Source organism: Chryseobacterium ginsenosidimutans (genome assembly GCF_039536845.1).
GTDB lineage: Bacteria > Bacteroidota > Bacteroidia > Flavobacteriales > Weeksellaceae > Chryseobacterium > Chryseobacterium ginsenosidimutans_B.
On sequence record NZ_BAAAZJ010000016.1, the window covers coordinates 40,315 to 65,734 of the forward strand.

30 protein-coding genes are annotated in these 25,420 nt (G+C 33.0%); 15 read left to right on the forward strand and 15 right to left on the reverse strand.

Going from position 1 to position 25,420, the window contains the following annotated elements:
* Positions 1–31: 31 nt before the first annotated feature.
* Positions 32–541 (reverse strand): pyridoxamine 5'-phosphate oxidase family protein, encoded by a 510-nt coding sequence (locus tag ABD745_RS19630; RefSeq protein ID WP_344834175.1) that lies wholly within the window; start codon positions 539–541, stop codon positions 32–34.
* A 206-nt stretch (positions 542–747) separates the two neighbouring features.
* Here ABD745_RS19630 and ABD745_RS19635 point away from each other — a divergent pair, with 206 nt between their 5' ends.
* Together ABD745_RS19635 and ABD745_RS19640 are read left to right on the forward strand one after the other, a co-directional pair.
* A complete protein-coding gene (locus ABD745_RS19635; RefSeq protein ID WP_344834178.1) occupies positions 748–1,545 on the forward strand; it encodes a DUF6597 domain-containing transcriptional factor in 798 nt (265 codons plus the stop codon).
* 65 nt (positions 1,546–1,610) lie between these two features.
* Positions 1,611–2,567 (forward strand): nitrilase family protein, encoded by a 957-nt coding sequence (locus tag ABD745_RS19640; RefSeq protein WP_344834180.1) that lies wholly within the window; start codon positions 1,611–1,613, stop codon positions 2,565–2,567.
* Positions 2,568–2,570: 3 nt separating this feature from the next.
* On the opposite strand, the gene ABD745_RS19645 is transcribed toward ABD745_RS19640, so the two are convergent.
* Positions 2,571–3,740, reverse strand: a complete 1,170-nt coding sequence (locus ABD745_RS19645) for a helix-turn-helix domain-containing protein (RefSeq protein ID WP_344834183.1) — start codon at positions 3,738–3,740, stop codon at positions 2,571–2,573.
* A gap of 258 nt (positions 3,741–3,998) precedes the next feature.
* Between ABD745_RS19645 and ABD745_RS19650 the strand changes: the two genes are divergently transcribed.
* The 5 genes from ABD745_RS19650 to ABD745_RS19670 all read left to right on the forward strand — a co-directional run bounded on the left by ABD745_RS19650 (position 3,999) and on the right by ABD745_RS19670 (position 9,913).
* Entirely contained in the window at positions 3,999–6,911 is a 2,913-nt protein-coding gene (locus ABD745_RS19650) for a TonB-dependent receptor (protein ID WP_344834186.1), read from the forward strand.
* A 10-nt stretch (positions 6,912–6,921) separates the two neighbouring features.
* Positions 6,922–7,746 (forward strand): tyrosine-protein phosphatase, encoded by an 825-nt coding sequence (locus tag ABD745_RS19655; RefSeq protein WP_344834189.1) that lies wholly within the window; start codon positions 6,922–6,924, stop codon positions 7,744–7,746.
* Positions 7,747–7,858: 112 nt separating this feature from the next.
* Positions 7,859–8,467: a Crp/Fnr family transcriptional regulator gene (locus tag ABD745_RS19660; protein ID WP_344834192.1), complete on the forward strand. Its 609-nt coding sequence runs from the start codon at positions 7,859–7,861 to the stop codon at positions 8,465–8,467.
* 91 nt (positions 8,468–8,558) lie between these two features.
* Positions 8,559–9,209 carry an NADPH-dependent F420 reductase gene (locus tag ABD745_RS19665; protein ID WP_344834194.1) on the forward strand — a complete coding sequence of 217 codons (651 nt, stop codon included), beginning with the start codon at positions 8,559–8,561 and terminating at the stop codon, positions 9,207–9,209.
* Positions 9,209–9,913 carry a hypothetical protein gene (locus ABD745_RS19670; protein ID WP_344834197.1) on the forward strand — a complete coding sequence of 235 codons (705 nt, stop codon included), beginning with the start codon at positions 9,209–9,211 and terminating at the stop codon, positions 9,911–9,913. The genes ABD745_RS19665 and ABD745_RS19670 overlap by 1 nt, the downstream gene beginning before the upstream one ends.
* Positions 9,914–9,974: 61 nt before the next feature.
* Here ABD745_RS19670 and ABD745_RS19675 read toward each other — a convergent pair whose 3' ends face one another.
* The 11 genes from ABD745_RS19675 to ABD745_RS19725 form a co-directional block, all read right to left on the reverse strand.
* Positions 9,975–10,334, reverse strand: coding sequence for a rhodanese-like domain-containing protein (locus tag ABD745_RS19675; RefSeq protein WP_344834200.1), 360 nt, complete (start codon positions 10,332–10,334; stop codon positions 9,975–9,977).
* Complete coding sequence (locus ABD745_RS19680; RefSeq protein ID WP_344834203.1) at positions 10,331–10,633, reverse strand: DUF3817 domain-containing protein; 303 nt, start codon at positions 10,631–10,633, stop codon at positions 10,331–10,333. Before ABD745_RS19680 ends, ABD745_RS19675 begins: the two co-directional genes overlap by 4 nt.
* 2 nt (positions 10,634–10,635) lie before the next feature.
* Complete coding sequence (locus ABD745_RS19685; protein ID WP_344834204.1) at positions 10,636–11,094, reverse strand: hypothetical protein; 459 nt, start codon at positions 11,092–11,094, stop codon at positions 10,636–10,638.
* A gap of 73 nt (positions 11,095–11,167) precedes the next feature.
* Positions 11,168–11,755, reverse strand: coding sequence for a TetR/AcrR family transcriptional regulator (locus tag ABD745_RS19690; protein ID WP_344834206.1), 588 nt, complete (start codon positions 11,753–11,755; stop codon positions 11,168–11,170).
* A 91-nt stretch (positions 11,756–11,846) separates the two neighbouring features.
* Positions 11,847–12,920, reverse strand: coding sequence for an SDR family oxidoreductase (locus tag ABD745_RS19695; RefSeq protein WP_344834207.1), 1,074 nt, complete (start codon positions 12,918–12,920; stop codon positions 11,847–11,849).
* A gap of 91 nt (positions 12,921–13,011) precedes the next feature.
* Positions 13,012–13,590, reverse strand: coding sequence for a Crp/Fnr family transcriptional regulator (locus tag ABD745_RS19700; protein WP_344834209.1), 579 nt, complete (start codon positions 13,588–13,590; stop codon positions 13,012–13,014).
* Between the two features lie 103 nt (positions 13,591–13,693).
* The gene (locus ABD745_RS19705; protein WP_344834212.1) at positions 13,694–14,080 is read right to left on the reverse strand and encodes a MauE/DoxX family redox-associated membrane protein; all 387 of its coding nucleotides are present in this window, start codon (positions 14,078–14,080) and stop codon (positions 13,694–13,696) included.
* 51 nt (positions 14,081–14,131) lie between these two features.
* Positions 14,132–14,977 carry an NAD(P)-dependent oxidoreductase gene (locus ABD745_RS19710; protein WP_344834216.1) on the reverse strand — a complete coding sequence of 282 codons (846 nt, stop codon included), beginning with the start codon at positions 14,975–14,977 and terminating at the stop codon, positions 14,132–14,134.
* 33 nt (positions 14,978–15,010) lie between these two features.
* Entirely contained in the window at positions 15,011–16,063 is a 1,053-nt protein-coding gene (locus ABD745_RS19715; RefSeq protein ID WP_344834220.1) for an aldo/keto reductase, read from the reverse strand.
* A gap of 37 nt (positions 16,064–16,100) precedes the next feature.
* Complete coding sequence (locus ABD745_RS19720) at positions 16,101–16,391, reverse strand: DUF3861 domain-containing protein (RefSeq protein WP_344834222.1); 291 nt, start codon at positions 16,389–16,391, stop codon at positions 16,101–16,103.
* A gap of 53 nt (positions 16,392–16,444) precedes the next feature.
* Positions 16,445–17,428: an aldo/keto reductase gene (locus ABD745_RS19725; RefSeq protein ID WP_344834225.1), complete on the reverse strand. Its 984-nt coding sequence runs from the start codon at positions 17,426–17,428 to the stop codon at positions 16,445–16,447.
* Positions 17,429–17,571: 143 nt separating this feature from the next.
* Between ABD745_RS19725 and ABD745_RS19730 the strand changes: the two genes are divergently transcribed.
* The 3 genes from ABD745_RS19730 (at position 17,572) to ABD745_RS19740 (ending at position 19,959) form a co-directional block, all read left to right on the forward strand.
* The gene (locus tag ABD745_RS19730; protein WP_344834227.1) at positions 17,572–18,411 is read left to right on the forward strand and encodes an AraC family transcriptional regulator; all 840 of its coding nucleotides are present in this window, start codon (positions 17,572–17,574) and stop codon (positions 18,409–18,411) included.
* 65 nt (positions 18,412–18,476) lie between these two features.
* Entirely contained in the window at positions 18,477–19,103 is a 627-nt protein-coding gene (locus tag ABD745_RS19735) for a CatA-like O-acetyltransferase (RefSeq protein ID WP_344834229.1), read from the forward strand.
* Between the two features lie 514 nt (positions 19,104–19,617).
* On the forward strand, positions 19,618–19,959 hold the full coding sequence (locus tag ABD745_RS19740) for a LuxR C-terminal-related transcriptional regulator (protein ID WP_185100063.1): 342 nt from the start codon (positions 19,618–19,620) through the stop codon (positions 19,957–19,959).
* Positions 19,960–19,974: 15 nt separating this feature from the next.
* Here the strand turns inward: ABD745_RS19740 and ABD745_RS19745 are convergent, their stop codons facing one another.
* Complete coding sequence (locus ABD745_RS19745) at positions 19,975–20,706, reverse strand: MBL fold metallo-hydrolase (RefSeq protein ID WP_344834233.1); 732 nt, start codon at positions 20,704–20,706, stop codon at positions 19,975–19,977.
* 158 nt (positions 20,707–20,864) lie between these two features.
* On the opposite strand from ABD745_RS19745, the gene ABD745_RS19750 reads away from it, so the two are divergent.
* From ABD745_RS19750 to ABD745_RS19770, 5 genes are all read left to right on the forward strand, one after another.
* A complete protein-coding gene (locus ABD745_RS19750) occupies positions 20,865–21,563 on the forward strand; it encodes a DsbA family oxidoreductase (RefSeq protein WP_344834237.1) in 699 nt (232 codons plus the stop codon).
* Positions 21,564–21,695: 132 nt separating this feature from the next.
* Positions 21,696–22,283 (forward strand): 5'-methylthioadenosine/S-adenosylhomocysteine nucleosidase family protein, encoded by a 588-nt coding sequence (locus ABD745_RS19755; RefSeq protein ID WP_344834240.1) that lies wholly within the window; start codon positions 21,696–21,698, stop codon positions 22,281–22,283.
* Positions 22,284–22,365: 82 nt separating this feature from the next.
* Positions 22,366–23,160, forward strand: coding sequence for a helix-turn-helix domain-containing protein (locus ABD745_RS19760; RefSeq protein ID WP_344834243.1), 795 nt, complete (start codon positions 22,366–22,368; stop codon positions 23,158–23,160).
* A 66-nt stretch (positions 23,161–23,226) separates the two neighbouring features.
* A complete protein-coding gene (locus ABD745_RS19765) occupies positions 23,227–24,234 on the forward strand; it encodes a S41 family peptidase (protein WP_344834246.1) in 1,008 nt (335 codons plus the stop codon).
* A gap of 10 nt (positions 24,235–24,244) precedes the next feature.
* Entirely contained in the window at positions 24,245–24,766 is a 522-nt protein-coding gene (locus ABD745_RS19770) for a GNAT family N-acetyltransferase (RefSeq protein ID WP_344834248.1), read from the forward strand.
* On the opposite strand, the gene pdeM is transcribed toward ABD745_RS19770, so the two are convergent.
* On the reverse strand, positions 24,763–25,407 hold the full coding sequence (gene pdeM / locus ABD745_RS19775) for a ligase-associated DNA damage response endonuclease PdeM (RefSeq protein WP_344834251.1): 645 nt from the start codon (positions 25,405–25,407) through the stop codon (positions 24,763–24,765). The two genes, ABD745_RS19770 and pdeM, sit on opposite strands and share 4 nt — an antisense overlap.
* Between the last annotated feature and the right edge of the window lie 13 nt (positions 25,408–25,420).

The following is a 25,420-nucleotide window of genomic DNA, read 5'->3' on the forward strand; positions in this document are numbered from 1 at the left end:
TTCACTGCTTTTTTATTGATGTTCATTAAAATTAAATCGTAGCGTTTCCTTCTACACCATCAGAATTATTAGTGGTTTTTCCTGTAATTGCAGAAGCAACAAAGGTGAATAAACTTACCAGTTTTCCTGCTTTTGTATCCCAATAATACGTTTCTGATGGCTCTACGCGAATAATAGAAACGTTAGGGTCGTCTTTTCCTTCCTCAAACCAAGCTTTTGCCATCGGTGACCATTTATCTTCGATGGTTGTTTTATCTTTGTAAATTGAGGCTTCTCCGAATACTGAAAGATATTGATAATCCGAATTATTCATGAAAAATAACTGAACTCTTCGGTCATCTTTTATTTCAAAATTTTTGTTGCTGGTATCACCGCTGATAAACCAGAGATTTCCTTCATCATCAGTTTCTTGTAAAGTCATTGGACGGGAGTTGATCGGGAGAGTTTGCAATTCTGTACAAAACATACAGATTTTTGCACTTTCCGACAGTTCTTTAATTTTTTTGATCGCTTCTAAATGCGTAAGATTTTCTGTTGACATAATATTATATTTTAAGTGATTGGTTTACATTAAACTAGAAATTTAATTACGTTTACTATTCAAAAACCTGACCAAAAAACCGATTTACTTTAATGGAGAATTGTTCAGCCATTCAATAATTGTTTGTTATTTATATTTATGAAAAATTTACATCATAAAATATTCTTTAAAGAATAATAATCAAGCTATTTTATTTATTTTTGATAATGCAAATTTCTCCGCCAAAACATTTAACATCTTATATTAAACATTATATCTTTTTGGGAAATTCTGAAGATAATATGAAGAAATTAAGGTTATTTACCGACGGAAATACCGGACTTATTTTATCGGATAATATCAATATATTCGATATTTCCGGGAACGATCTTCCTCTTTCTTTTTTTTACGGACAGCTGACCCAGTATAAAGACCTTTTTATCAAAGGAAGATTTTCTTTGATTGCAGTGGTTTTTCAGCCTTATTTTTTTAATGCTTTTCTTGGAATTTCTGTAAAAGAAGTTCAGGATCAAATTATCTCAGTAAAAGATGTAGTAAAAAATGAAATGCACCTTTTTCAGGAAAAACTATTTTATAAAACGGATCCTAAATTAATTATAGATGATCTGAATGTATATTTCACAAAAATTCTATCTAAAGTAATTAGTTCCGACTATGATTTTGTGACGGCAGTTCAACACTATATTCTTCAAAATAAAGGCTCTGTTACATTAAAAGATCTGGAGTATTTCACAGGATATTCCGAGCGGCATATTGAAAGGAAATTTAAAAATTACATGGGAGTTTCTCCTAAAAAATATAGCAATATCGCCCGGCTTCATTATTTTTTAAGCTTAATTAATTGTAATATTAATCATGAAAGCATTATAGGTCTTTCATATAATGCAGGCTACGCCGACCAATCTCATCTGATCAAAGAATTTAAAAATAATATTGGGCTTACTCCCAATCAGTATCTAAAAACAGAAAATAAACTGGCTGTAAACTTTATCGAATTAAATTAAGAAATCAATGTCGGTTTTATACAATTTTAAAATTTTTGAGTGTTCTAATTTTGTCAAAAAAAAGAATGGACAACCTAAAAATTTCAACGGCGCAATTCGAAAACAGAAGCGGAGATAAAGAATATAATCTTTCGGTTATAGAAACACTTGCTGAGAAAGCTGCATCTAATGGTTCTCATGTAATCGCTTTTCATGAATGCTCAATTACAGGCTATACATTTGCCAGAAAACTGACCAAAGAACAAATGCTTGATATTGCAGAAATTATTCCTGAAGGAAAAAGCATTCAAAAATTACAGCAGATTGCAGGTAAATTTGATATCATCATATTAGCAGGGCTTTTTGAAAAGGATGAAAACAATAATTTATTTAAAGCTTATGTCTGTGTAGATAAAAAAGGGTTGGTTGCAAAATACAGAAAATTACATCCGTTCATTAATCCCAGTTTAACACCCGGAAACGAATACTGTGTTTTTGAAATTCATGGCTGGAAATGTGGCATTTTGATCTGCTATGACAACAATATTATTGAAAATGTAAGAGCCACCAAACTTCTGGGCGCGGATATTATCTTCATGCCTCATGTTACCATGTGTACGCCTTCTACAAGACCGGGTGCTGGTTTTGTGGATCCAAAACTATGGGAAAGCAGAGAAACTGATCCTACATCTCTCCGTTTAGAATTTGATGGAATGAAAGGCAGAGACTGGTTGATGAAATGGCTTCCTTCAAGAGCTTACGACAACGGAGCTTATATCGTTTTTTCTAATCCTATCGGGATGGATGATAACCAATTGAAAAACGGATGCTCGATGATTATTGACCCTTTTGGGGATGTTATTGCAGAATGCCGCTCGTTTGATAACAGCTTTGAAACAGCTCTCATAACTCCTGAGAAACTGACCCAAGCGGGCGGTTACAGATACATTAATGCCCGAAGACCGGAATTATATAAAGACATTCTTGGAAAAGAACATCTGGCCCAGCAAAAAGTTGTATGGATTGATAATGAAAATAGTTAAATTTTAAGCGCTCCCTCTGTAAAGATTTTCAAAAGAGGATTCTTTATTACTTTTAATCAAACTCTTGTAGTATTCTGAGGGAGTTTTTCCTATAATTTCTTTAAAATAGCGGTTAAAAGAAGACTTTGATTTAAAGCCTGATTCATAAGCAAAAGACAAAAAATTAATATTTTCATTCGTTTGAATTGCTTTTTCAACCATGCTTTTGAAGTATTCGATGCGGTATTCGTTGATATATCGGTAAAATGGCTTGTGTTTGTAACCGTTTAACATTTCGCTGATCTGGTATTTATTGATTTCTGTTTTCAAAGCCAATTGGTCAAGATTTAAATCACAATCTCTGAACAGTTGTTTCTGCTTTACAGAATTATCCATTTTCTGCCACAATTCATTGAATTTTATTTCGTAATCAAGCGTATTTAAAGGAAAATTTTCTTTTTCCTGCGGGATATTTTCAACTGCAATTTTAAGATGATTCTCAGGAGTTTCCGGAAGTTGGAGAGCCTCTGTTTTAAGGCTTTTTCTTACAATTAAAAGACAAATGACCAAAAGTAAAAAGTATGCAACAGTTCTCACCGAAATATTAATGATCTGAAAATCTTCAGGATAAATATGAATCAATGTCTTCGATGCAACAACGAGCAGTTCCATAAAAAGAATACAGTAAGAAATTCTTTTAATCACATCATATTCAATCTTTTGAGAAGTTTTAAATTGATTTTTATTGATAATTAAAACACTTCTTAACGGATAATATAAATTGATCATGAAAAGTACAATTAAGCTGAAATCATTATATAAATCAAGCAACTTTTGATCCACACGATGAAGGACGAAAAACACACAGGCAACCGTTAAATAGGCAATCATCAGAATAAAAAGCGGTATAAAGGTGTACCATTTTTTTGCCAGAGAAAAATCTTTTTTGGTCTTACTTAAAGTATATAAATAAATCAAAGGACCATAACAGACCCCGATAAACGTATTCATCTGCTGTCTGATACTTTCGTCAGGAATAAAATTGAAAATAACAAATTTGATAATGAGGTGAACCGCAATCGCGGAAAGCAAGAAAATAAACAGATAATTGGAAGGTGATTTTCTCTCTCTGAACTGTAAAAGCCAAAGCGCCACAAGTGCCTGAAAAGCCCCAATGATAATTATATATTGCATTCTTCCTTAGGTTTTCACAAAATAAATACAAAATCATCACTTTACCATCGTCAATACTATTATTTATCTATTAAAAATTTTCTTTAGCTATTAATATTAGGTTCATAAATAAATAACAAATAGTTAAATCAATTTAAGTAATTAAAAATCAATACATTAAAAGTATCAATCCAACGAGTGATACGGTTTTTAATATGGTTTTTTCCTATGGACGAAATGATATTTTGATTCGCGCAATTTTGCCACAAAAAAATTCCTATGAATAATTCTATTGGTTTTTCAAAACACAAGTCGAGGATCATACAGATATCTGCTTTTTTCCTGATAGCATCTTTTGGAACCATTCATGCACAGACTATCAAAGGAACCGTTGTAGGTAAAACGAACGGGGCACTTCCTGGAGCTAATATTTCGATTATAGATGTTGATGCGAAAGCTGTTTCGTCCCTGGACGGAGATTTCAATTTACTTTCACCAAAACTGGGGGAAATCAATATTAAAGTTGAATATATCGGCTATGAAACGAAAATTTTTCCGATCACAATAAAAGAAGGAACAAACGATATCGGCTATATCACCATTGCTCCCGAAGAAAAGAAGAGTAAGGATAAAACAACTGATATTGAAGGTGTTGTTATTTCAAGACCGAATGCTCTAACTCAGGCAAAAGCCTACGAGATCAAAAAAAATAATAACGCCATCATGGAAGTAATCGCCGCCGATGCGATTGGGAAACTTCCGGACAGAAATGCTGCAGAAGCTGTGCAAAGAGTTCAGGGTGTGGCTGTTGCAAGGTATCACGGTGAAGCAGATCAGGCGACCGTTCGGGGAACTCCTTTTGCATGGACTTCTGCATTATTCAACGGAAACCGTCTTCCGAGTGCGAATGTTTTGGGAAACAGATCTTTCGTTTTGGATGTTATTCCTTCTGAATTAATTCAGTTTGTACAGGTTTCGAAAGCAGTTACACCCGATATGGACGGTGACGCGATCGGTGGAAGTATCAATTTTATTACCAGAACCGCTCCCGCAAAGAAAACATTAAGTGTAAGTGGAGCAGGAGGTTATAATACTTTTTCTCAAAATGCGACGTACAATGGTTCAATTGTTTACGGAGACCGTTTTTTCAAAAATAAATTGGGAGTTATTTTGTCGGGTGCAATTTGGGACAGACAATGGGGAGCAGATTCATTTGATGTGACTTACAATACAGGTGCAGCAAATGATGTCCAAAGAAAATCCATCAGCACGATCATGATGAAACGATATATGGGAACGAGAAGAACGATCGGTCTGAATGGTGGATTGGAATATAAATTTAATGCAAATAATAAAATTTATTTCCGTGGAATGTTTAATAAGTTTGATGATATTCGTCCGGTTTATGAATCTTATGTAGATTATACAAACAGCCGTTATCAGTACAATTTCAGATATTCTCACTATCAAACGGAATTATATGGAATGGAATTGGGCGGCGAACACAGCATTTCTTCAAAATTAAACATCGACTGGATGGTAAGTGACTATCAGGCAAAATATTTCCTTGATACTCCGCCGACAAATGATATTAAAGGTCTTCCGATTGCTACTTTCAGACAAAAAATTACTGGTGGATTTGCTAATTTATCAAGTGACGGAAAACGATATTGGGGATTTGATTCACCAGAAGGAATAGGAGGTGAGTATCATGATTACAGCTCTGATGCGGCTAATCCGAATGAAGTGATGAGCGCCAATAAATTATTGCTTTCTCAATTGGTCATTTCCAAATTGGATAATAATGAAAGAGATAAAATCGGCAGGGTAAATTTAAAATATGATATAAATTCCAGTATTACATTAAAAATAGGAGCAAAATACCGTGAAAAAGACAGAAACAGTACTTATGGATATACCGCGGTTTTCCTTCCGAATGCATCTTTAGGAATTCCGAATTCTCCGGCTTTGCTGACGCTGTCTCAATTAACAACAACTGAAGCTCCAAAAGGAACCACTTTTCTCAACGGAATGAACGGAGATTATAGTCAATACATCATGAATCCACCTACAAAAGATCAGCTTTTCCAGATGTATTCTCCTGAATTTTTGCAGCAGAATGGTTTTAAAGATTTTTCAAATGCAGAAACCAATGCAACAAGCGTTTACACAGGCGAAGAAAATGTTTTTGCAGCGTACGCAATGGCTGAAATCAAAGCAAGCGATAAGTTTAAAATCGTCGGAGGTTTTAGAAATGAAACCACAAGATTAACTTTAAACGGAGCTAAAGCAACCAAATCAGGAACTCCCGGCACAACGGTAATCAGTGAATCAATTGTGGAAAGCAACTATAATGCTTTTCTTCCGATGCTTCATTTGCGTTATAATTTTTCACCAAAAGCTAGTGTAAGGTTTGCTTATACAAGATCGTTCATCAGACCGAATTTCGGAGATATGTCTCCGGGATCGAGCATTGACAATACTTCAAGTCCTAACAAAATTACAAGAGGAAATCCGGATTTACAGCCGACCTTCAGTCATAATTTTGATTTGATGGGTGAATATTACTTTAACAATATCGGTATTCTTTCAGGAGGTGTCTTTTACAAAAAAATCTCAGACATTGTATTTTCAGACACCTCTATTATGAACCTTAACGGTACCGATTATATGGTAACTCAGGCGAAAAACCTTCAGGATTCCAATTTGTTGGGATTGGAAGTGGGAATCAACAAACGTCTTGATTTTTTACCGGGATTCTGGAACGGTTTCGGGGTTGAATTTAATTATACATTCATCGATTCGAGTGTTGAAGTTCCGAGAACGACAAATGGAGTTCAGTATTTCGATAAAACAACGCTTCCGAATCAGTCTAAAAACCTTTTCAATGCGATTCTTTATTATGAAAGCAATAAAGTAATGATCCGTCTTGCAGGGAATTACAGGGGGAAGTCTGTTGAAACCATCAATCAAAATCTAGGTCCGAATTATTATATCTGGTCTGATAAAAACTTTACGATCGATTTTTCTGCAAGTTATGACATCAGCAAGAAAGTGAAATTATTTGTTGAATTAAATAACCTAAGCAACGAGAATTTAAGGCTTTATATGGGCGACAATAAAAAAAGAGTAACGTCGAACGAATGGTATGGAAGCAGAGGACAACTGGGAGTTCGTTGGCAAATATTTTAAAATTTTATCTATGAAAAAAATAGTATTAACATTAGCAATCGTTGCTTGTGGAGCGACAACAAATGCACAGATTAAAGACAGTCTTCGAAGAGTTGTAAAAATGGAAGGAGCCTATAATTTTAGAGATACAGGAGGTTACAAAACGACTGACGGAAAAGAAGTTGTGCTAGGAAAAGTATACCGAAGTGACGCCATTAATAAATTATCTGATAAAGATTTACAGACTTTTAAGGATAAAAAAATCGTAACGGTGGTAGATTTCAGAGGGATTGAAGAGGCTAAAAAAGCACAGGACAGACTTCCGGAAAATACAAGTTACATTCTTTGTCCGGCTGGAAGCAACAACCTTCCGACGGCTCAGGATATGGCTAAATTCCTGAAAGACAAAAATTTTTTATTCGATATGTACGGCGAAGGCGGATTGCCGTATTTCGGAGAAAGATACAGAAGTTTATTTGTTCAGTTATTGACTTTAAAGCCCGATGAAGCCCTGTTATTTCACTGCACAGGAGGGCGCGACAGAACGGGAATGGCATCGGCATTATTCCTGAAAATTCTGGGAGTTCCGCAAGATGTTATTGAAAGTGATTATGTTGCTTCTAACTTTTATTTAGCAAAAAATCCAACGATGAATCAAATGTATTCCGGGCTTACAAAAATGACGGGAATGAGTGAAGCGGAAATCAAACAGCAAATGGAATTAAGACCAGAACTGATTAGAAATTTCTTTGCAGCCATCAATAAAAAATATGGAAGCGTAGAAAACTTCTTCCAGATTGAAATGGGAATCGGGCCGAGAGAAATTGCGGTTTTAAAACAGAAATATTTGAAATAGTCAGTTTCAACTCATATCAAAACTTAGTTAGATTTTTATAAAAGTAAGCCGTCTCAAATTTGGGACGGTTTATTTTTTTAATATTAATTACATTTGTATCAGAAATTTCACCATGCAGGAAAAACCGATACAGCCTTCCACAGAGCCTTTGATTAATTATTTTAATTCGCTAATCCCTTTAAATAATGAAGAATCTCAATTGGTGAGAGAACTTTTCAAATCAAGACTATATCGAAAAAAGCAATATGTATTACAGGAAAATGATATTTGTAATCAATTCAATTTTGTGGTTCGGGGTTGTCTGAGAATGTATAAAGTTGATGAAAAAGGAAATACCCACATCATCCAATTTGCTTCAGAAAACTGGTGGATGGTCGATATTGGAAGCTTTCATCAGAAAAAATCATCAGACTTGAGCATCGATGCACTGGAAGACACAATGGTTCTTCAGATCAGCTATGAAAATTTAATCAAATTGTATACTTCCGCTCCGAAATTCGACAGGATTTTCAGGGTTTTAATTGAAAACAGCTTTGTTACGCTTCAAAATCGTCTTTTACAAAACATCAGTTCGACTGCTGAAGAGCGTTATCTTTCTTTTATGGAAACGTATTCTCATCTTTCCAACCGGCTTCCGCAAACGCAGATTGCCTCGTTTTTAGGAATCACTCCCGAATTTCTCAGTAAGCTTAAAAGTAAAATCATTAAAACAAAATCTTAATCTACATTAAGACCATTTCTTAATTCAGTTCATTGGAAAAAGCCTCCTTTTCGATGGAAATTTGCATTATAAATTTTAAAAATAAATAGTAATGACAACAACATCAAAAGTAGCCGTAATCGGTTTAGGAAATATCGGACAGGCAGTTGCGGGAAATCTTGCAAAATCTGAAAATCAGTTTATCGTTGCCGACAGAAATCTTGAAAAAGCAAAAGAATTATCTGTAAAATGGGGAAATAATGTTCTTCCGAGTGATATTGCAAGCGCAGTGAAAAATGCCCGGATTATCGTATTGGCAATTCCATTTGGAGCGATTGAAGGGTTTTTAAAGGAATATTCTAAAGATTTAGAAGGAAAAATTATTGTTGATCCTTCCAATCCGATTGCTATGGACGAAAATGGAGGTTTCAAAAAAATTATTGGAGAAAATGAATCTGCAGGAGAAATTAACCGTAAATTTTTACCTGAAAATGCAAAATTGGTTAAAGCATTAGGAACTTTAGGAGCTTCATCCATAACAGAATCTGCTTATCAAAATCCTGAAAAAACAGTTTTATTTTATGCTTCAGATGATGAGAGTATTGATGCTGAAGCTGAAAATTTAATTAAGAATAATGGTTTTGAGCCTTTAAAAATCGGAGGAATCGATCAATCTGTTAGAATTGAAGTTTTTGGAGATCTCCATGAATTCGGTGCGTTGGGTAAAACGGTTACATTGTCGGAAGCAAAAGGGAAAATTTAATGTTTAATTATACAATTTTATCATTAATAATTACCATCATGTCGACTACAGCTGTTTCTGCGCAATCTATACGATTCGAAAACAAAGAATTTGAAATTTCTAATGTAAAGGCTTCTGTCATTGATTTTAAAGGTGAAAAAGTTTTGCAATTAGAAAGAGATCTAAACAAAATATCTTTCGATGTCAATCATCTGGAAAATACGGTTGATGAACCAACTTTTGTGAAATTGACCAAAACAGAAATTGAAAACGGAATCATTGAGGTAAAAATCTATAGCCAGATTCAGAATCCTTCACCTTTTGAATTTGCACAGGGTTTTATAGGTCTTGCTTTTAATATTAATAAAGATAACTCTGCTTTCGAATCGATTTATCTGAGACCGAAAGCTGCAAGATCAGACAGTCAATTCGGAAGAAATCACAGTGTGCAATATTACGCTTATCCTGATTTTAAGTTTGAAAAATTAAGAAAGCCGGAATTCAAAGGGCAGTATGAAACGTATGCCGATACTGGTTTGAATGAATGGATCACATTACGAATCGAACTGAAAAACGGGAAAGCTGTTTTGTATGTGAATAATCAAAAACACCCTTCATTTATTGTGAGTGAACGAAAAGGCAACCTGAAATCGGGAAGTATCGGACTTTGGGTTGATATTGGTACCATCGGTTATTTCAAAGATTTTAAAGTGATTAAAAATTAATCAAATAATTTCTTGTTTTTATAGTAATTTCGGAAGGGGATAATCTTCTCTTCCGAAATTTTTATTTTAAGTTAAAACTTTCTTTCAAATCACTCCAAGCTCCGCCGTTATGAACATTTTTAAAACCTTTTTCTTTTAAAATATGCTCGACTTTTACACTTCTTAAACCATGCGAACAAACCGTGATATACGTTTTATTCGGATCAAGTTCTACATATCTTTCCCGGATTGTTCCCAACGAAATATTCTTTGATCCAGCAATATGTCCGCTTTCGTATTCTTTTTCGGTTCTTACATCCAGAATGACAGCTCCATTCTTAATTAATTTATCCAAACCATCATCTAAAGTTTGGTATTTATACACTCGATAAACAAGGTAAATCAGTAAAATAATTCCGCAAAAAATCAACGCATTTTTCATAGTTTGCTTAATATTTTTTTATCAATATAAAATGTTCCAAACGGAATAATACACGCTAAAAGTACTTTCCAGGTTATTTCTTTAAACTTCCAGTTTTGTTCGATACCAACGCTTAACGTATTAAATAAAAAAAGCAGAAATAATGAACCGTGAATCGGTCCCATCATCTTTACAAAAGCGGGATTATCAAATCCATATTTCATTGGAACTGCGACAAATACTAAAGTTAATAATGAAATTCCTTCAAGGATCGCAATAATTCTTAACCGTCCGATTTTAGTTTTAAATAAATCAATCATAATTATCTGAAATAAGGTCTGTTAGCAAGAGGAGAAAAGGGCCACGGAATGGCGATGAAAATAATGAGTAAAGCAATCGTAAAATAAATCAGCATTGTTTTAAATTTCTCTTTATCAGTCGGTTTTCTTTTTGAAATTGCCGAGCCAATCGTTATTAAAATAATTGAAAACAGCATCAGAAAAATGTGAATCAATCCGAAAAATAAAAGATCGAATGATTCTTTCGCTTCACTGAAATGAGTCCAAAAGTATTTGATGATAGGGCTTTGAGAGTATAAAGTGATTCCCAGAACCAATTGAATGTGAGCAATTGTTGCTGTCCAATGTCTTACAGAATTGTCCTTTTTTGAAAATTCTTTATTTGAAAAATAACCTTTGTAAGCCGTGAAAATAGCATAAATTAAACTTAATAATACCAACCACCGAAAAGTGGAATGCAGAAAGGTAAGTGTCTGATACATTTATCAATTTTTAATAATTTGACAAAGATATAATAAAAACATACTAATTAGTATGTTTTTTAATAAAAAAATATTACACTGAATCAAAATAAGCCTTAAGTCCTTTTAAATAAACAAGATACACGGATTTAGAATTTTCTAATTTACCCAAATTTCTTACTCCCCAATAGCCCGACATCACAAAAACGGCAATTTCTTTGGCATTAACATCGGCTTTAATTTTCCCATTTTCTTTTGCTTTTTCAATGGCATCGATCATTGTCTGTTCCCATTGCCTAGTAAGTTCGTTCAAAGCCTTGGTAAAATCAATATTCCAGGGGGCCATTTCCTGAGTAAAATTGGAAGCGGGACAGCCATATTCAACCTTTAATGTTTCATTCTCAATCAACAAATAATGCATTAAATCATAAATTGCATCCAGCGGATTTACAACACCTTGAAATGGTTCAATGAAAGTATTTTTGAAGTTGGGAATCATGAGTTCGTTGATGATTGCCAAACCCATTTCGTCCTTAGTTTTAAAATGATAATAGAATGCGCCTTTCGTTACCTGAGTAGTCGCAATAATCTCATCAACACTGGTCGTTTGATAGCCGTTGGTATAAATTAATTCAAATGCTTTTTGAAGAATATTTAAGCGGGTTGCTTCCGATTTTTTCATAATAATACCACTTGGTCTTTTTTACAAAGAAACGATTTTTTATATAACAAAAAAAGAGCTGTTATGAAACAACTCTTTATCAAATTAAAGCTTAAGGAATAATTTTTTCTGCCTTTAATTTTTCAAAAACATCTATGAATGATCTTTCTGTATTCTGATATTCATTGAAGCCTAAATTTCGGCTGTTAGTCATATCACACATTACTTCAAGAGGTCTTCCCAAGTCAAGATCTGTATGCCAGGCGGAGGATAATCTGGTTAAATTTTCTTCTTTTAAACCATATTTTTGTGCGATTTGTCTCCATATTTCCTGATCGTTTTCCATTTCTTTTTCGAGTGGTTTGATTTCATTGTCAAAACCGACAGCTTCAATTTGGAACCAATCAGCCAGTCTTTTCCAAAGCCATTTCCAACGGAAAACATCTCCATTTGCAATATTGAAAGCCCTATTTTTTGCAGATTCTGTTGTTGACGCCCAAACTAGTTGTTTCGCTAAGATTCTGGCATCCGTCACATCAGAAATTCCGTTCCATTGTTCGGAAGATCCCGGCCAGATAAACTTTCGACCCGTTTCTTTGCAAATACTGGCGTAAACCGCTAAGGTCGAAGCTATATTCATTAGATTTCCAACAGCATAACCAACCACAGTATGCGGTCTGTGAACACTCCATGCAAAACCATCTCTTTCAGAAGCTTTATATACTTCATCTTCCTGAGCATAATAAAAATTGGGAAGAGGAAGTCTCGGATGTTCCTCTCTTACTGGCGTTTCGGGTAGTTTTCCTTCTTTTGCATAGGCTTCAAAAGGTCCTAAATAATGTTTCAGTCCTGTTACTAATGCCACATGTTTTATAGATTTTTTTGGAGATAAAACTTCCAGAAGATTTCTTACTAATGCGCTGTTAACACGGATATTTTCTTCTTCAGTATCATTCCGCATCCACGTTGTGAAATAAACATGAGTAGGAGAGATATTTTCTAAAGCTTTTTCCAGATTCTGAATATCTAATAAGTCTGCTTTAACATGAACTAAATTCTCAATAGTATTATTAGAAGTTCTTGACAATCCGTAAGTTGTAAAACCTTGTAAAATAAGCTCCTGTGCAAGATTACTTCCCGTAATTCCGGTAGTACCGACTACCAGTGCAATATTTTTATTTCCCATAAAATATAAAAATTTATTTTACAAAATTATGGACAGAATCTATCGAAATACTTGACCTGAATCACAGCTTTTTGTTGATCTGAATCAAGTTTTATTTAAAAGAAATCTTTTTACGGATTCTACTGACCGTTTCGGGAGCCAAACCAAGATAGGACGCAATTAAATTATGAGGAACCCTTTTAATAATTTCCGGATTATTTTTCATTAATTGAGTATATTTTTCTTCCGCAGTAAAGCCACTGGAAACGATTAATCTGTAATCTTTTGTCACCAGACTATTTTGATATAAAATTCTGAAATATCTTTCCATAGCAGGAATTTCCAACATCAGTTTTTCATAATCATCGCGGGTGATCATTAGCAGCTCTGTTTCTTCAATTGCATCAATATTTAAAACCGCTTTTTCCTGATTAATAAAACTGTTAAAATCCGAAATCCACCAGCCTTCAAAAGCAAACATATTGATATGTTCACCACCTTTTTCATCTAAAAAATAGGATTTTAACAAACCTTTTCTTACAAAAGAAATATGTTTACACATATCACCTTCCTGCAATAGATACTGCTTTTTTCGCAGTTTTTTAAATACGAAAAATGACTGTAATTCAATTTTTTCTTCTTTACTTAAATCGACTTTATTCTGAATATGGGAAAGGAGAACTTTAAACATTAAAAAAAATATTTGTTCAAAATTACTATTTTAACTAAAATAATTCTTTATTTTTTGAAATTTCGAAGTATAATTTCATTATGATTAAAATAAAAAATATTTTTTATTTACTATTTTCCGGTTTACATTTTTCATAAAACCAAAACAATCCAAAAAGATAAAAGGAATGCAATAATTGCGCTTCAATTGCCGACCAGTTTTCAATAGAACAACTTCCAAAAATCAAAATACTCATTAATACCAAAGCAGCATATAAAGTCTGCTTTGTTTTAAAATTAATTAATAACAAAATCCCGATAACAGCTTCTGCAAGTGGTAAAATATAACTGAACGGAACAATCAAAGCCGCAGGAATCATTGATTTTTCCATCGTACTAACCATCCATTCACTGAATGTTGCCAGTTTTGGAATCCTAACGAATCCGTGTCCCAATAATGAAACTGCAACGGGAAGTCTTAAAAAGAAAAAAGCAGTTTTGAAGTTTTTCATGGTGAATTTTTTTAAGAAAACGGCAAAATCACGAAATCATAAATTTGCCGTTTATTTTTTAAGATAGTTAATAATTCCGATCACATCATCTTTTCCAAAGCCTGCATCATGAGCGGCTTGGTAGGTTTCAATCAGAGTTTTTGACAAAGGAAAATCGGCACCTGCATTTTTTGCCAGCAAAATATCTTTCAACATCAAATCTAAAGCAAAGGCGGCCTCATAATTATCATTAATCAATACAGGAGTTTTAACTTTTGTGGCACCGCTTCCGCTTGCACTTTCGTTAATGATTTCGAGGATATCTTTTCGCTCAATTCCTAATTTGTCAGACAGCAAAATAGTTTCTGCCAATCCTTGATAAATTGCTGAAATAAAATAATTAACCGATAATTTCGCAGCAAGTCCTTTTCCGTTTTCGCCTAAATGCTTCACCTGTTTTCCTAATTTTTCAAAATAGGGAAGAGCCTTTTCCAAATCTTTTTCTTCACCTCCAACCATGATGATTAAAGTTCCGTCTGCAGCTGGTTTTGTGCTTCCTGCAACCGGAGCGTCGATAAACGAGCCTTCTTTTATTTTAACAGCCTTCGAAATTTCATTACTCACTTCAGGAGAAATTGTACTCATATCGATGAATAATTTTCCTGAAATATTTAATGTTAAAACTTTTTCGTAGACAATCTTTACAGCTTCATCGTTTGTTAACATCGTGAAAATAATATCGGAATTTTTCACTAAGTCCGAGATATTTTGATAAACGGTAGATTTTTCTTTAAAATCTTCAGCTTTTTCAATCGTTCTGTTGTACACGGAAAGGGGAAATCCTGCTTTTTCTAAGTTTTTTGCCATCGGATATCCCATGTTTCCCAATCCGATGAACCCTATTTTTTCTTGAGCCATTGTATTGTTTTTAATGAAATCAATTAAAGAAATTTATTTTATGTGACTGTAAAAATCAGGAGTAGGATTCAGACTTTTATTCTGCCATTGATGCCAATAAGGATAAATCGGAGGAACTTCACTTGCCTTATCCAATTTTTCAATCTGTTCACGAGTTAAGTTCCAGCCAACAGCTTCAAGATTTTGCTTTAATTGTTCCTCATTTCTTGCTCCAATAATGATACTGGAAACCGTAGGACGCTGCAAAAGCCAGTTTAAAGCAACCTGAGCGACGTTTTTACCCACTTCTTCAGCAATTTCTTCTAACGCATCAATCGTGTTGTAAAATATTTCTTCCTGAACAACAGCCTCCGGAACCGGGCTTCCGCCTTGTGCAATTCTGCTTTCCTTCGGAATAGGCTTATTTCTTCCGTATTTTCCGCTCAAACGTCCTGATGAAAGGGGAGACCATACAATAGCTCCTACATTTTGATCTAATCCGAGAGGCATTAATTCCCATTCGTATTCGCGGTTTGCTAAAGAATAGTAAACCTGATGAGCGATATATTTGCTCCAGCCATATTTTTCCGAAACACCGATAGATTTCATTAAATTCCAGCCTGAAAAATTAGAAGCCGCAATATAACGCACTTTTCCGCTTGTGACTAGATCGTCCAAAACTTTCAATGTTTCTTCAACAGGCGTATTTCCATCGAATCCGTGCATGTGATAAATATCGATATAATCTGTTCCTAAACGTTTTAAACTTCCTTCAATCTGTTTTAAAATATGTGTTCTGGAAGAACCCTGATTCAATGGATTTTTACCAAAAGTAAAGGTACTTTTAGTAGATAAAATAAGTTGATCGCGGGAAATTCCTTCAATAGCTTTTCCTAAAACTTCTTCGGATTTTCCATCAGAATAAATATCCGCAGTATCAAATAAATTGACTCCTGCATCCAAACAGATATTAATCAGTTTTTTTGCTTCATCTGCCTGTGTGCTTCCCCAAGCTTTGAAGAAATCACCTTCGCCGCCAAAAGTGGCAGTTCCGAAACTTAGAACAGGAACTTGTAATCCTGATTTACCTAAAAATCTATATTCCATATTTCTTATTATTAATTGATGTTTTTTTAATTGGTATTTACTGGCTTTTCAGTTTTTTCATAAATTCCATGATTGAAGGTCTCAATTCTTCAAACAAATGATGCTGTTTGTTTTTAAGCATGACTTCTGTGAAGAGTTTCAAACCTAAAGCGAATTCCCGCGCTGTCTGTTCATTACTAAAAATATTTTTAGATTTAATTACATCAAGAATCTGAAATATATCGTCATGATTTTCAAAATCAAATTCTAGTGTTTTTGTACCGCCAGAACCGTCTTTTAAAGATAATTCTTTCAGTTCGAGATGATATTTGTTGCTTCTTTTTTCCATTGTTTAAAATGAATTGTGAATGATCAATTTAAAATCAACCATTCACAAAATATTTAAAAATTATTTACAAGCTCGTCAATTGCAGCTAATTCTTCTTTGCTCAAGTTGATCTCAATTGCTTTTGCATTTTGTACCGCCTGATCTGCATTTCTCGCTCCTGCCAAAGCAATGGTAATTCCAGGTCTCTCGATTGTCCAACGGAGAACCAATTGTCCCAAAGTAGCATTGTGCTGTTCTGCAATCGGTTTAATTTTATCTAAAAGCTGATTTGTTTTTTCAATAAAATCAGGTTGAAAATGTTTGTGACCTGCCCGGTGATCACCTTCCTGAAATTTATACCCATTGTATATTTTTCCGGTTAACAAACCTCTTTCCAATGGGCTGTATGCTAAAATTGATTTATTATTTTCGATGCAGTAAGGAACCGTTTCTTCCTCAATTCCTCGATTCACCATACTGAAAGGGATTTGATTTGAAACTAAATTCAAAGTCTTTTCCGCTTCTGCCATTTGTTGAACATTATAGTTGCAAACTCCGGCAAAACGTACTTTTCCTTGTTCGATCAACCTTAAAACAGCCTCAAAAGTTTCATCAATCGGAGTCGTAGAATCCGGCCAGTGAATTTGATACAAATCGATAAAATCTGTTCCTAATCTCTTTAAACTTTGCTCACATTCGTAGATAATGCTGTCTTTACCCGCATATTTGTAAATATCAATTGCGTCACCATTATTTTTAAAGCTGTTAAAGCCGAAATCACCTTTTGCAAGATCCCAGCGCATTCCGAATTTCGTCAGAATCTGAACTTTGTCACGGGAAATGCCTTTGATGGCTTCACCTACAATTTCCTCGCTTGTTCCCTGCCCGTAAATCGGAGCGGTGTCGATTGAAGTTACTCCAACATCATAAGAAGCTTTTATCGCTTCAACGGCTTCATTTCTATCTGTGCTTCCCCACATCCAGCCTCCTGCAGCCCAAGCTCCAAAGGTAATTGCTGAAATTTCCAGTTCGCTGTTTCCTAATTTTCTGTATTCCATATTTTTTTAATGATATTTTTTAAGAATGAGAATAATTTAATCTTAAAATTATTTTAATGAAATTCTTAAGACTTCTACAAATTTTGTCAAAAAAATCCATTTTAAGGTTGTAGAAATCATTTAACAAATTGTAATTTTATTACATGAAACGAAAACAGTTTGAACTTTTAGAAGTTGATACTTTTGAAGCAGTGGTATATCCTTTTCCAAGACATAGCCATACTTATTATGAGTTGGTTTATATTTTCAAAGGTTTGGGAAATCATCTCATCAATAAAATTATTATTCCGTATAAATCAGGAGATTTATTTCTGATTTCTCCTGATGATGAACATTTTTTCGACATCAAAAAATCAACCAAATTCTGTTTTATTAAATTCAATGATGGGTATTTTGAAAACAATAAACATCTTGTTCCTGATAATCTGATTACCGCTTCACCTACAGATATCATGCGGAATTCTCAACTTAAAGAAGAAAAACTGATCTTTGATGAGCCCTGCAAAACAATCCTCAGAAAGACTGTCGAAAATATTTTTGATTACGATCAGTTTCATAAAATTTCAGATTCGCCTATTGTATTTTTCCAGATTTTGTCGATTTTTGGGTTGATTCGTGAAGCTTCGGTGAAAATGAATCTCAGAATAGACAACGGCAGTCCAAAAAAGGACGATTTGATTACTTATATTCACCAAAATATTTATAGTCCCGAAAAAATCAGAATACAGACTGTTTCGGAACATTTTAATATTTCAAAAACTTATTTCAGTTCTTATTTTAAGCGGAATTTCGATGTTTCTTATCGAAAATATATTACCGATTATAAGTTAAAATTGATTGAAAGAAGAATTCAGTCCGGACAAATGACAATGAAGCAAATCGCTTTTGAATTTGGTTTTACGGATGAAAGTCATTTGACTAATTATTTCAAAAAACAGATGAAAATCAATCCTTCTGATTATAAATTTCAACACGCTTTATGATTAAATTTCTTTGCTGCAATTTTTAAAATCAGTAAATCTTACGGAAATTTGTAAAAAATAAATAAATGAAGGTAATAGATATTGAAAACTGGAACAGAAAGGAGCATTTTGAATTTTTTTCAAAGATGAAAAGTCCGTTTTTCGGGTTTACAACAGAAGTAGACTGTACAAAAGCTTATGATAAAGCTAAAGAAGAGGGTAAATCTTTCTATGCTGTTTATCTATATAAATCAATGGTTGCCATCAATAAAGTTGACGAATTAAAGCTCAGAATTGTTGATGGAAAAGTGATTTTGTATGATGAAGTACACGTTGGAGGTACAATTGCAAGACCTGATGGAACATTTGGTTTTTCATTTTTCCATTATTCCGAAAATTTTGAAACTTTTAATGAAGAATTGCAAAAAGAAATAAAATCGGTGCAGAATTCAACAGGGTTGGGAATAAGCAATGACGTTTTGCCGATCAACCATATAAGACATACGACGATTCCCTGGAATTCATTTAGCGCTTTGCTACATCCGACAAATTTTGATCCTAAAGAATGTATTCCGAAAATCACATTCGGGAAATTTAGTATTCGTGAAGGTAAAAAATACCTTCCGGTTTCTATTGAAGCCCATCACGGTTTGGCAGACGGCATTCATTTAGCAAGATATGTTGAAGAATTTCAGAAACAGCTTGACAAATAAATTTACTACAAACTTTCCATTTATAAAAGATCAACCATAGCTGTGGTTTTTTGGTATATCTAAATATCAAATAATTTTTTTATTCAGAAATAATTCATTTTTCTTGATTCTATTGATTACGATCATAAAAAAATAAGCAAAAAAAATCTAGTTTTGACCTCTAATAACGGAAATATCTAAAAGTTTAGATTTAAAATAAAAAAATCATTCCCAAAGAATTAACGTGGTATGTATGTGGTATTCCAATTCAGGAAAATTTTAATCATTTTTTCTTTCTTTGTCTTTACCTAAAATAATTATCACCTGTTTTTGTGGGAATTTTTTAATCTTAAATCCAAAAACAATAAAAAAGTAATTAGTTAGATGTTTTCAAAATGATAAAATATTACATAAAAGTAAGCTTCAAAAAAACAGCGTTTATAAAAACCCTCCAATTGAAGTAAAGTGTGAAGAGAGATATAATACTGGAGCTTATCAGAGGGCAACAGAAATTAGTAGAGATGAGAAAAAAACTATGAGAAACGAAAAAACTGAATTCAATTTAGAAGATTTAAATCAAAAGATTTTTGTACAAGACGAAATTTTAACATTAGCAAAAGAAAATTCTCCTCGTCTGTTGAACAAATTCAGATTAGTTGATCCGGATTTTTTTAGCAAATTGTCTGCAATCCAGCCGAATCTTAAAAATTCTGAACTGATTTTTTGTATTTATTTAAAACTTAATTTAACTACAAAAGAAATTGCAACATACACGTTTGTAACTCCCAAAGCTATTCAGAATAGAAAGAACAGGCTTAGAAAAAAACTGAATATTGCTTCGGATGTCGATATTTATAAATGGTTTAATGATATTTAAACCATTTTTTTACGTTTATAATTCTAAAACAGCTTTGTCGAGATCGTGGTACAGCAATACTTTCCAATGGTTTTCAATGGCTTCCTTTTGCCATTTTATCCTTAATTCCATAGCTTTTCTGCCATCAAAATCACTTTTATAAGCTAAATGATATTTTAAATACTGTTCCTGCGGAAGATCATCGGCTCCGTAAAAAACAGTTTCATTATTTTCTTTAATCCAGAAAACCTGCATAAAAGGAGTGTGTCCGCCAACTACTTCATATAAAATCTCATCGGTAATATTTCCTTTATCATCATCCATCCAGACAATATTATCCAGTTCGATCAGTTTTTCCAGTGTGTCAAAATCGAAAGAATAATTTCCCTGATTTTCCATTGCAAAACCCAGCTCACGCTTTTGAATATAAATTTCCGCATTCGGAAAAGTAGCTTCAAAACCGTTTTCGGTACGTGTTATTGTGGTTTCTATATGATCTTTGTGAAGATGTGAAAGCAATACTTTAGTTATTTGATTAGGGTGAATATTTTCCTTTTCAAGAATTTCAGAAATCATCGTTTTCCCGTTCTCATTTTTCCATCCGATCCCTGCGTCCAAAAGAATAATATCCTTTTCTGTAACAATTAAAAAAGGAGTGACAGACATTTTAATTCCTTTAACGGTATCAAAATTTTCTTTTGTTAATAAAGTAAAGTCTTTGGTCTTGTTTGTAGAAAAAATTCCTTCTTTTAATGGTATAATTTTCATACTGCAAAGTTCTTTATTATTTTTAAATCTGTAAAACGTTTTTTTTCGATTCAAATCATCGTTAAAACCGATAAAATCTTAATTAATGCTTCATCTTAAATAAGTACTTTTGCATTACAAACTCAGAAAAACTTCAGTAAAGTTTAAAATAAATTAAAATGAAAATAGAAATCTGGTCGGATGTGATGTGTCCGTTTTGTTATATAGGAAAGAATAATTTTGAACAGGCTTTGGAAAAACTGCCTTTCAAAGATGAAATAGAAGTAGAGTGGAAAAGTTTTCAGCTTGACCCGACTTTAGATCCGAAAGAAGCAAAAAATACTTTTGAATATTTAAGGGAAAAGAAAGGACTTCCTGAAACTCAGGCTCAACAGATGATCGGACAGGTTTCACAAATGGGAAAAGGTGCAGGAATTGATTTTAATTTCGAAAAAGCATTAATTACCAACACTTTTTCTGCCCATAAACTGTTGCATCTAGCTAAAAAATATAACAAAGCAAACGAAATGGAAGAAGCGCTTTTTGTTGCTCATTTCATTGATGGAAAGAACGTTGGAGATCTTGAGACTTTGATTTCTCTTGCTGATTCTTTAGGCATTGATAAAGAGGAGGCCAAAAATGTTTTGACTTCGGAAGAGTTTGATAATGAAGTAAATCAGGATATTCTTGAAGCCCGAAATAACGGGGTTACCGGAGTTCCTTTTTTCATTCTGAATGGAAAATATGCCGTTTCCGGAGCGCAGCCTGTTGAACTTTTTGCAAATGCCCTTCAACAAACCTATGATGAAACCGTTTCTCCTTTAAAGAACCTTTCAAACGGCGAAAATTCCTGTGATACAGATGGTTGCAGCATTTAATCTAAACTTTATAAAATAAATGAGATCCTCAAAATTTGAGGATTTTTTACTTTTCGTTTTAATCGTTTTTAAACTTCAATTATTACGCACAATTCTCTATTTTTGAAGAGAATTTAATATTCAGTTTTTCTCATGATTAAAATAAACGACGAACATCAATTTTCTATTGAAGAAACCCTTTTCGTTTTTGCTTTGGATTCGGAAGCGGGAAAGGTTTTTAATAATAAAAACAAACTAATTACAGGTATAGGAAAAGTAAATGCCGCAATGGAATTAACCAAAGAAATTCATCGGACAAAACCAAAATTAATCGTAAATCTAGGTTCTGCAGGTAGTAAAAATTTTCATAAAGGAGATGTAGTTTGCTGTACAAAATTCATCCAGAGAGATATGGATGTGAGAGGTTTGGGATTTCAATTGTACGAAACTCCACTTTCCGGAGTTCCGCCTGTTTTAGAGTATGGTTTAAAGAAAAATGGTCTTCCTGAAGGCATTTGCGGAAGCGGTGACAGTTTTGAAATGAATCATTCTGAAACGGTCTACAACATTGTCGATATGGAAGCTTATCCTTTAGCTTTGATTGCAATGAAAGAAAATATTCCGTTCTTATGTTTAAAATACATTTCAGATGATGCAGGAAGCGAAGCAGCAGATGATTGGACGGTTCAGGTTCATTTGGCTTCCGAAGCTTTTGACAAAATTTTATTTTCATCAATTTAAAATCTGAAGAATTTCTTCGGATTTTATTTTTGTGACTACTTTTCTCTTTTTCAAGCGTTTTTTAAGAAAAATTTATTTTAAAATGAAAGTTAATTTCTATAAACCTAATCATCCTGTTCTTAAAAAATATATTGAAGGATATTATTTTATGACGAAGGATGAATCTAATGAAAGTCTGAATTATCTTACATTTCCTGATAACTATTTTATTATTTCCGCATGTCAGAATGTTACGTTTTTTCAGGATCAAAACATGGTAGAAATTAGTCAGTCTTCGGAAGAAAATATTTTTATTGATTTTGTTTCACGCTGTAATTCTCCTGTTGAAATTTATTATAAACAGCTCATTAATGAAGTTACTGTTTACTTTAGACCGTTAGGAATCTATCATTTTTTCGAGTCAAATGAATGTAAATTTTTGCATGATGAAATTATTTCCTCTGATTTTAAGGATTTAATGAAAATTATTCTGAATGAAACTGAAAGAAAAACACAAATTGAAAAGCTTGAAAATTACTGGATTTCAAAATTCAATGAAAAAAAATTAAGTAAAATAGAAGCAATCGTCAATGCTTTCGAATCTGAATTTAGTATTGAAGAAATTGCTCAGAAAAATCAAATAACAAGACAATATTTAAATAAAATCTGCACAAAATATCTGGGAAAACCGGCTTCAGAGTTCAGGAAAATTCAGCGTTTCAGAAATTCGGTGATTCAGAATAAAAGCGTGAAAAATTTAACCGAACTTTCCTATGAAAATCTTTTTTATGATCAGTCACATTTCATTAAAGATTTTAAAGACCTGACTAAGATTCAGCCCAGAAAGTTTTTCGAAAATGTAAATACAGAACAGAAAAATATCTGGTTTTTTATCTGAGTTTCCATTTTTACAATTTTTACAGTCGGTATTGGAATAATTTTGCTTAAAATAAATGCTGTTTCAATGAAAAAAACATCTCTTCTGATTTCAATAGTATTGTGTTCATCAATGTTTGGACAAAGCGACAAATCAACAGTTCTCGCGGAAATTTCAGAAAAAATCAAGCAAAATTATATTGATGAAAAAGTTTTTAAAAGTGTAGATTCTTTATTTCAGAATGAAGGAGCATCCGAAAATTTTAATTCATTAAATGAAAAAGATTTTGCAGAAAATTTAACGCAAAAATTAAGAAACGTTACAAAAGACAAACATTTTTTCGTAAAATATCTCGAAAATTATACTCCTGAAAAAAAAATAAATGAGAAAGAAAATGAGAAATTAAACAATTTTCATAACAGCCTGGAAAATTTCGGATTTGAAAAAGCAGAAAGGCTTGCCGGAAATATCGGATATCTTAATTACAAAGGTTTTGCAGAACCAAAATCCAGTGAAAAAGCATTAGAAGCTGCGATGAATTTTGTCGCCAATACAAATTCCTTAATCATCGACTTACGTGAAAATGGAGGCGGAGACAACGGAATGCTTTTATTATTTTGCAGTTATTTTTTCGATAAGAAAACCGAATTATATACAACCTATTTCCGAAATTCAGGGAAAACGGTTAAAAATAATACCCAATCAGAAGTTTCAGGTAAAAAATATCTTAATAAGAGTATTTATTTTCTCACAAGCAGTAACACTTTTTCTGCAGGTGAAGCTTTGGCCTATTTTTTACAGGAACGGAAATTGGCGACAGTAATCGGAGAAAAAACTGGTGGTGCTGCCAATCCGGTTGATCCTTTTTTTATCCAAAATAAATATATGTTGCTAATTCCTGATGGTAAAATAACTTCAACAATTTCAGGTAAAAATTGGGAACATACAGGAGTGATTCCGGACGAAAATGTGAATGTAGAAACTGCTTTGAAAACGGCTTATCTATTAGCTTTAAAATCAATTGTAAATACAAAAACAAAAACAGATCTTTCAGAAGCTGAAATAAAAAATCTTATTATTAAATTAGAACAGTAAATTAAAAAAAATGACATCAATAACAATCAAAAAGGCTTCAACTGAAGATCTGGAAACCATACAAAATGTAGGAAGAGAAACCTTTTACGAGACTTTTGCAAAACATAATTCGGAGGATGAAATGCAAAAATATCTGGATGAAAGTTTTGCATCAGAAAAATTAATAAAAGAATTAAATACTCCTGATTCTCAGTTTTTTATTGCCTGGGAAGATGAAAATCCGATTGGCTACCTGAAAGTTAATTCCGGGAAATCACAAACCGAACTTCAGGATGAAAATTCCATAGAAATTGAAAGGATTTATGTGAAAAGCGAATATCACGGGAAAAAAGTTGGTCAGATTTTATATGACAAAGCTTTGGAAATTGCTTTACAGGAAAAGAAAAAATATCTTTGGCTGGGCGTTTGGGAAGAAAATGTGAGAGCAGTTAATTTTTACAAAAAGAATGGTTTCGTAGAATTTGACAAACATATTTTCAAACTTGGAAACGAAGAACAGACTGATTTGATGATGAGAAAAGTTTTAGATTAAATCTCATAAATTTCAGCATCCGTAAAAACATAGAATCTTCCTTTTTTAGGAAGATTTTTCGTGTCCAATCCCGTAAATTCACTGAAAGCAGGAAGCAGTAATTGGTTTTCAGTCACCACAAAACAAGGCAGTTTAATATTTTTCACAGAAGAATTAATAACAAAGCCTGGATGAATATGTCCGGTGATCTGAAATTTGTCCTGATCTTTTTCAAAATCATGGATAAAAATAAAATCATCCGTTTCTAAAGATTTTGATTTAAAATTTAAACATAATTTTGATTCTAATTTTTGGGAAATTCTATCATGATTTCCTTCAATTAAATAAAATTGTAAATCGGGATATTGATTTCTCCACGCGCAAAATTCATCGACATCAGAATTATCTCCGGCATGAAGCAGATCTCCTACAACGATGAATTTCTCTGGTTGAAAATATTCTATTAAAATCGATAAACGCTCCAAATCGTTCTTCATAATCTGATTGGCAAGAGCAATTCCGTTTTTCCGAAAATGAGCGGTTTTTCCGATGTGTAAATCTGACAAAATCAACGATTTTTCTTTTTTCCAAAATAAAGCACGCTGATTGGTTATCGTAAAAATTTCGTTCTGAATAGATATATTTTTTGTAACAATATTCACTTGTAAATTCTGG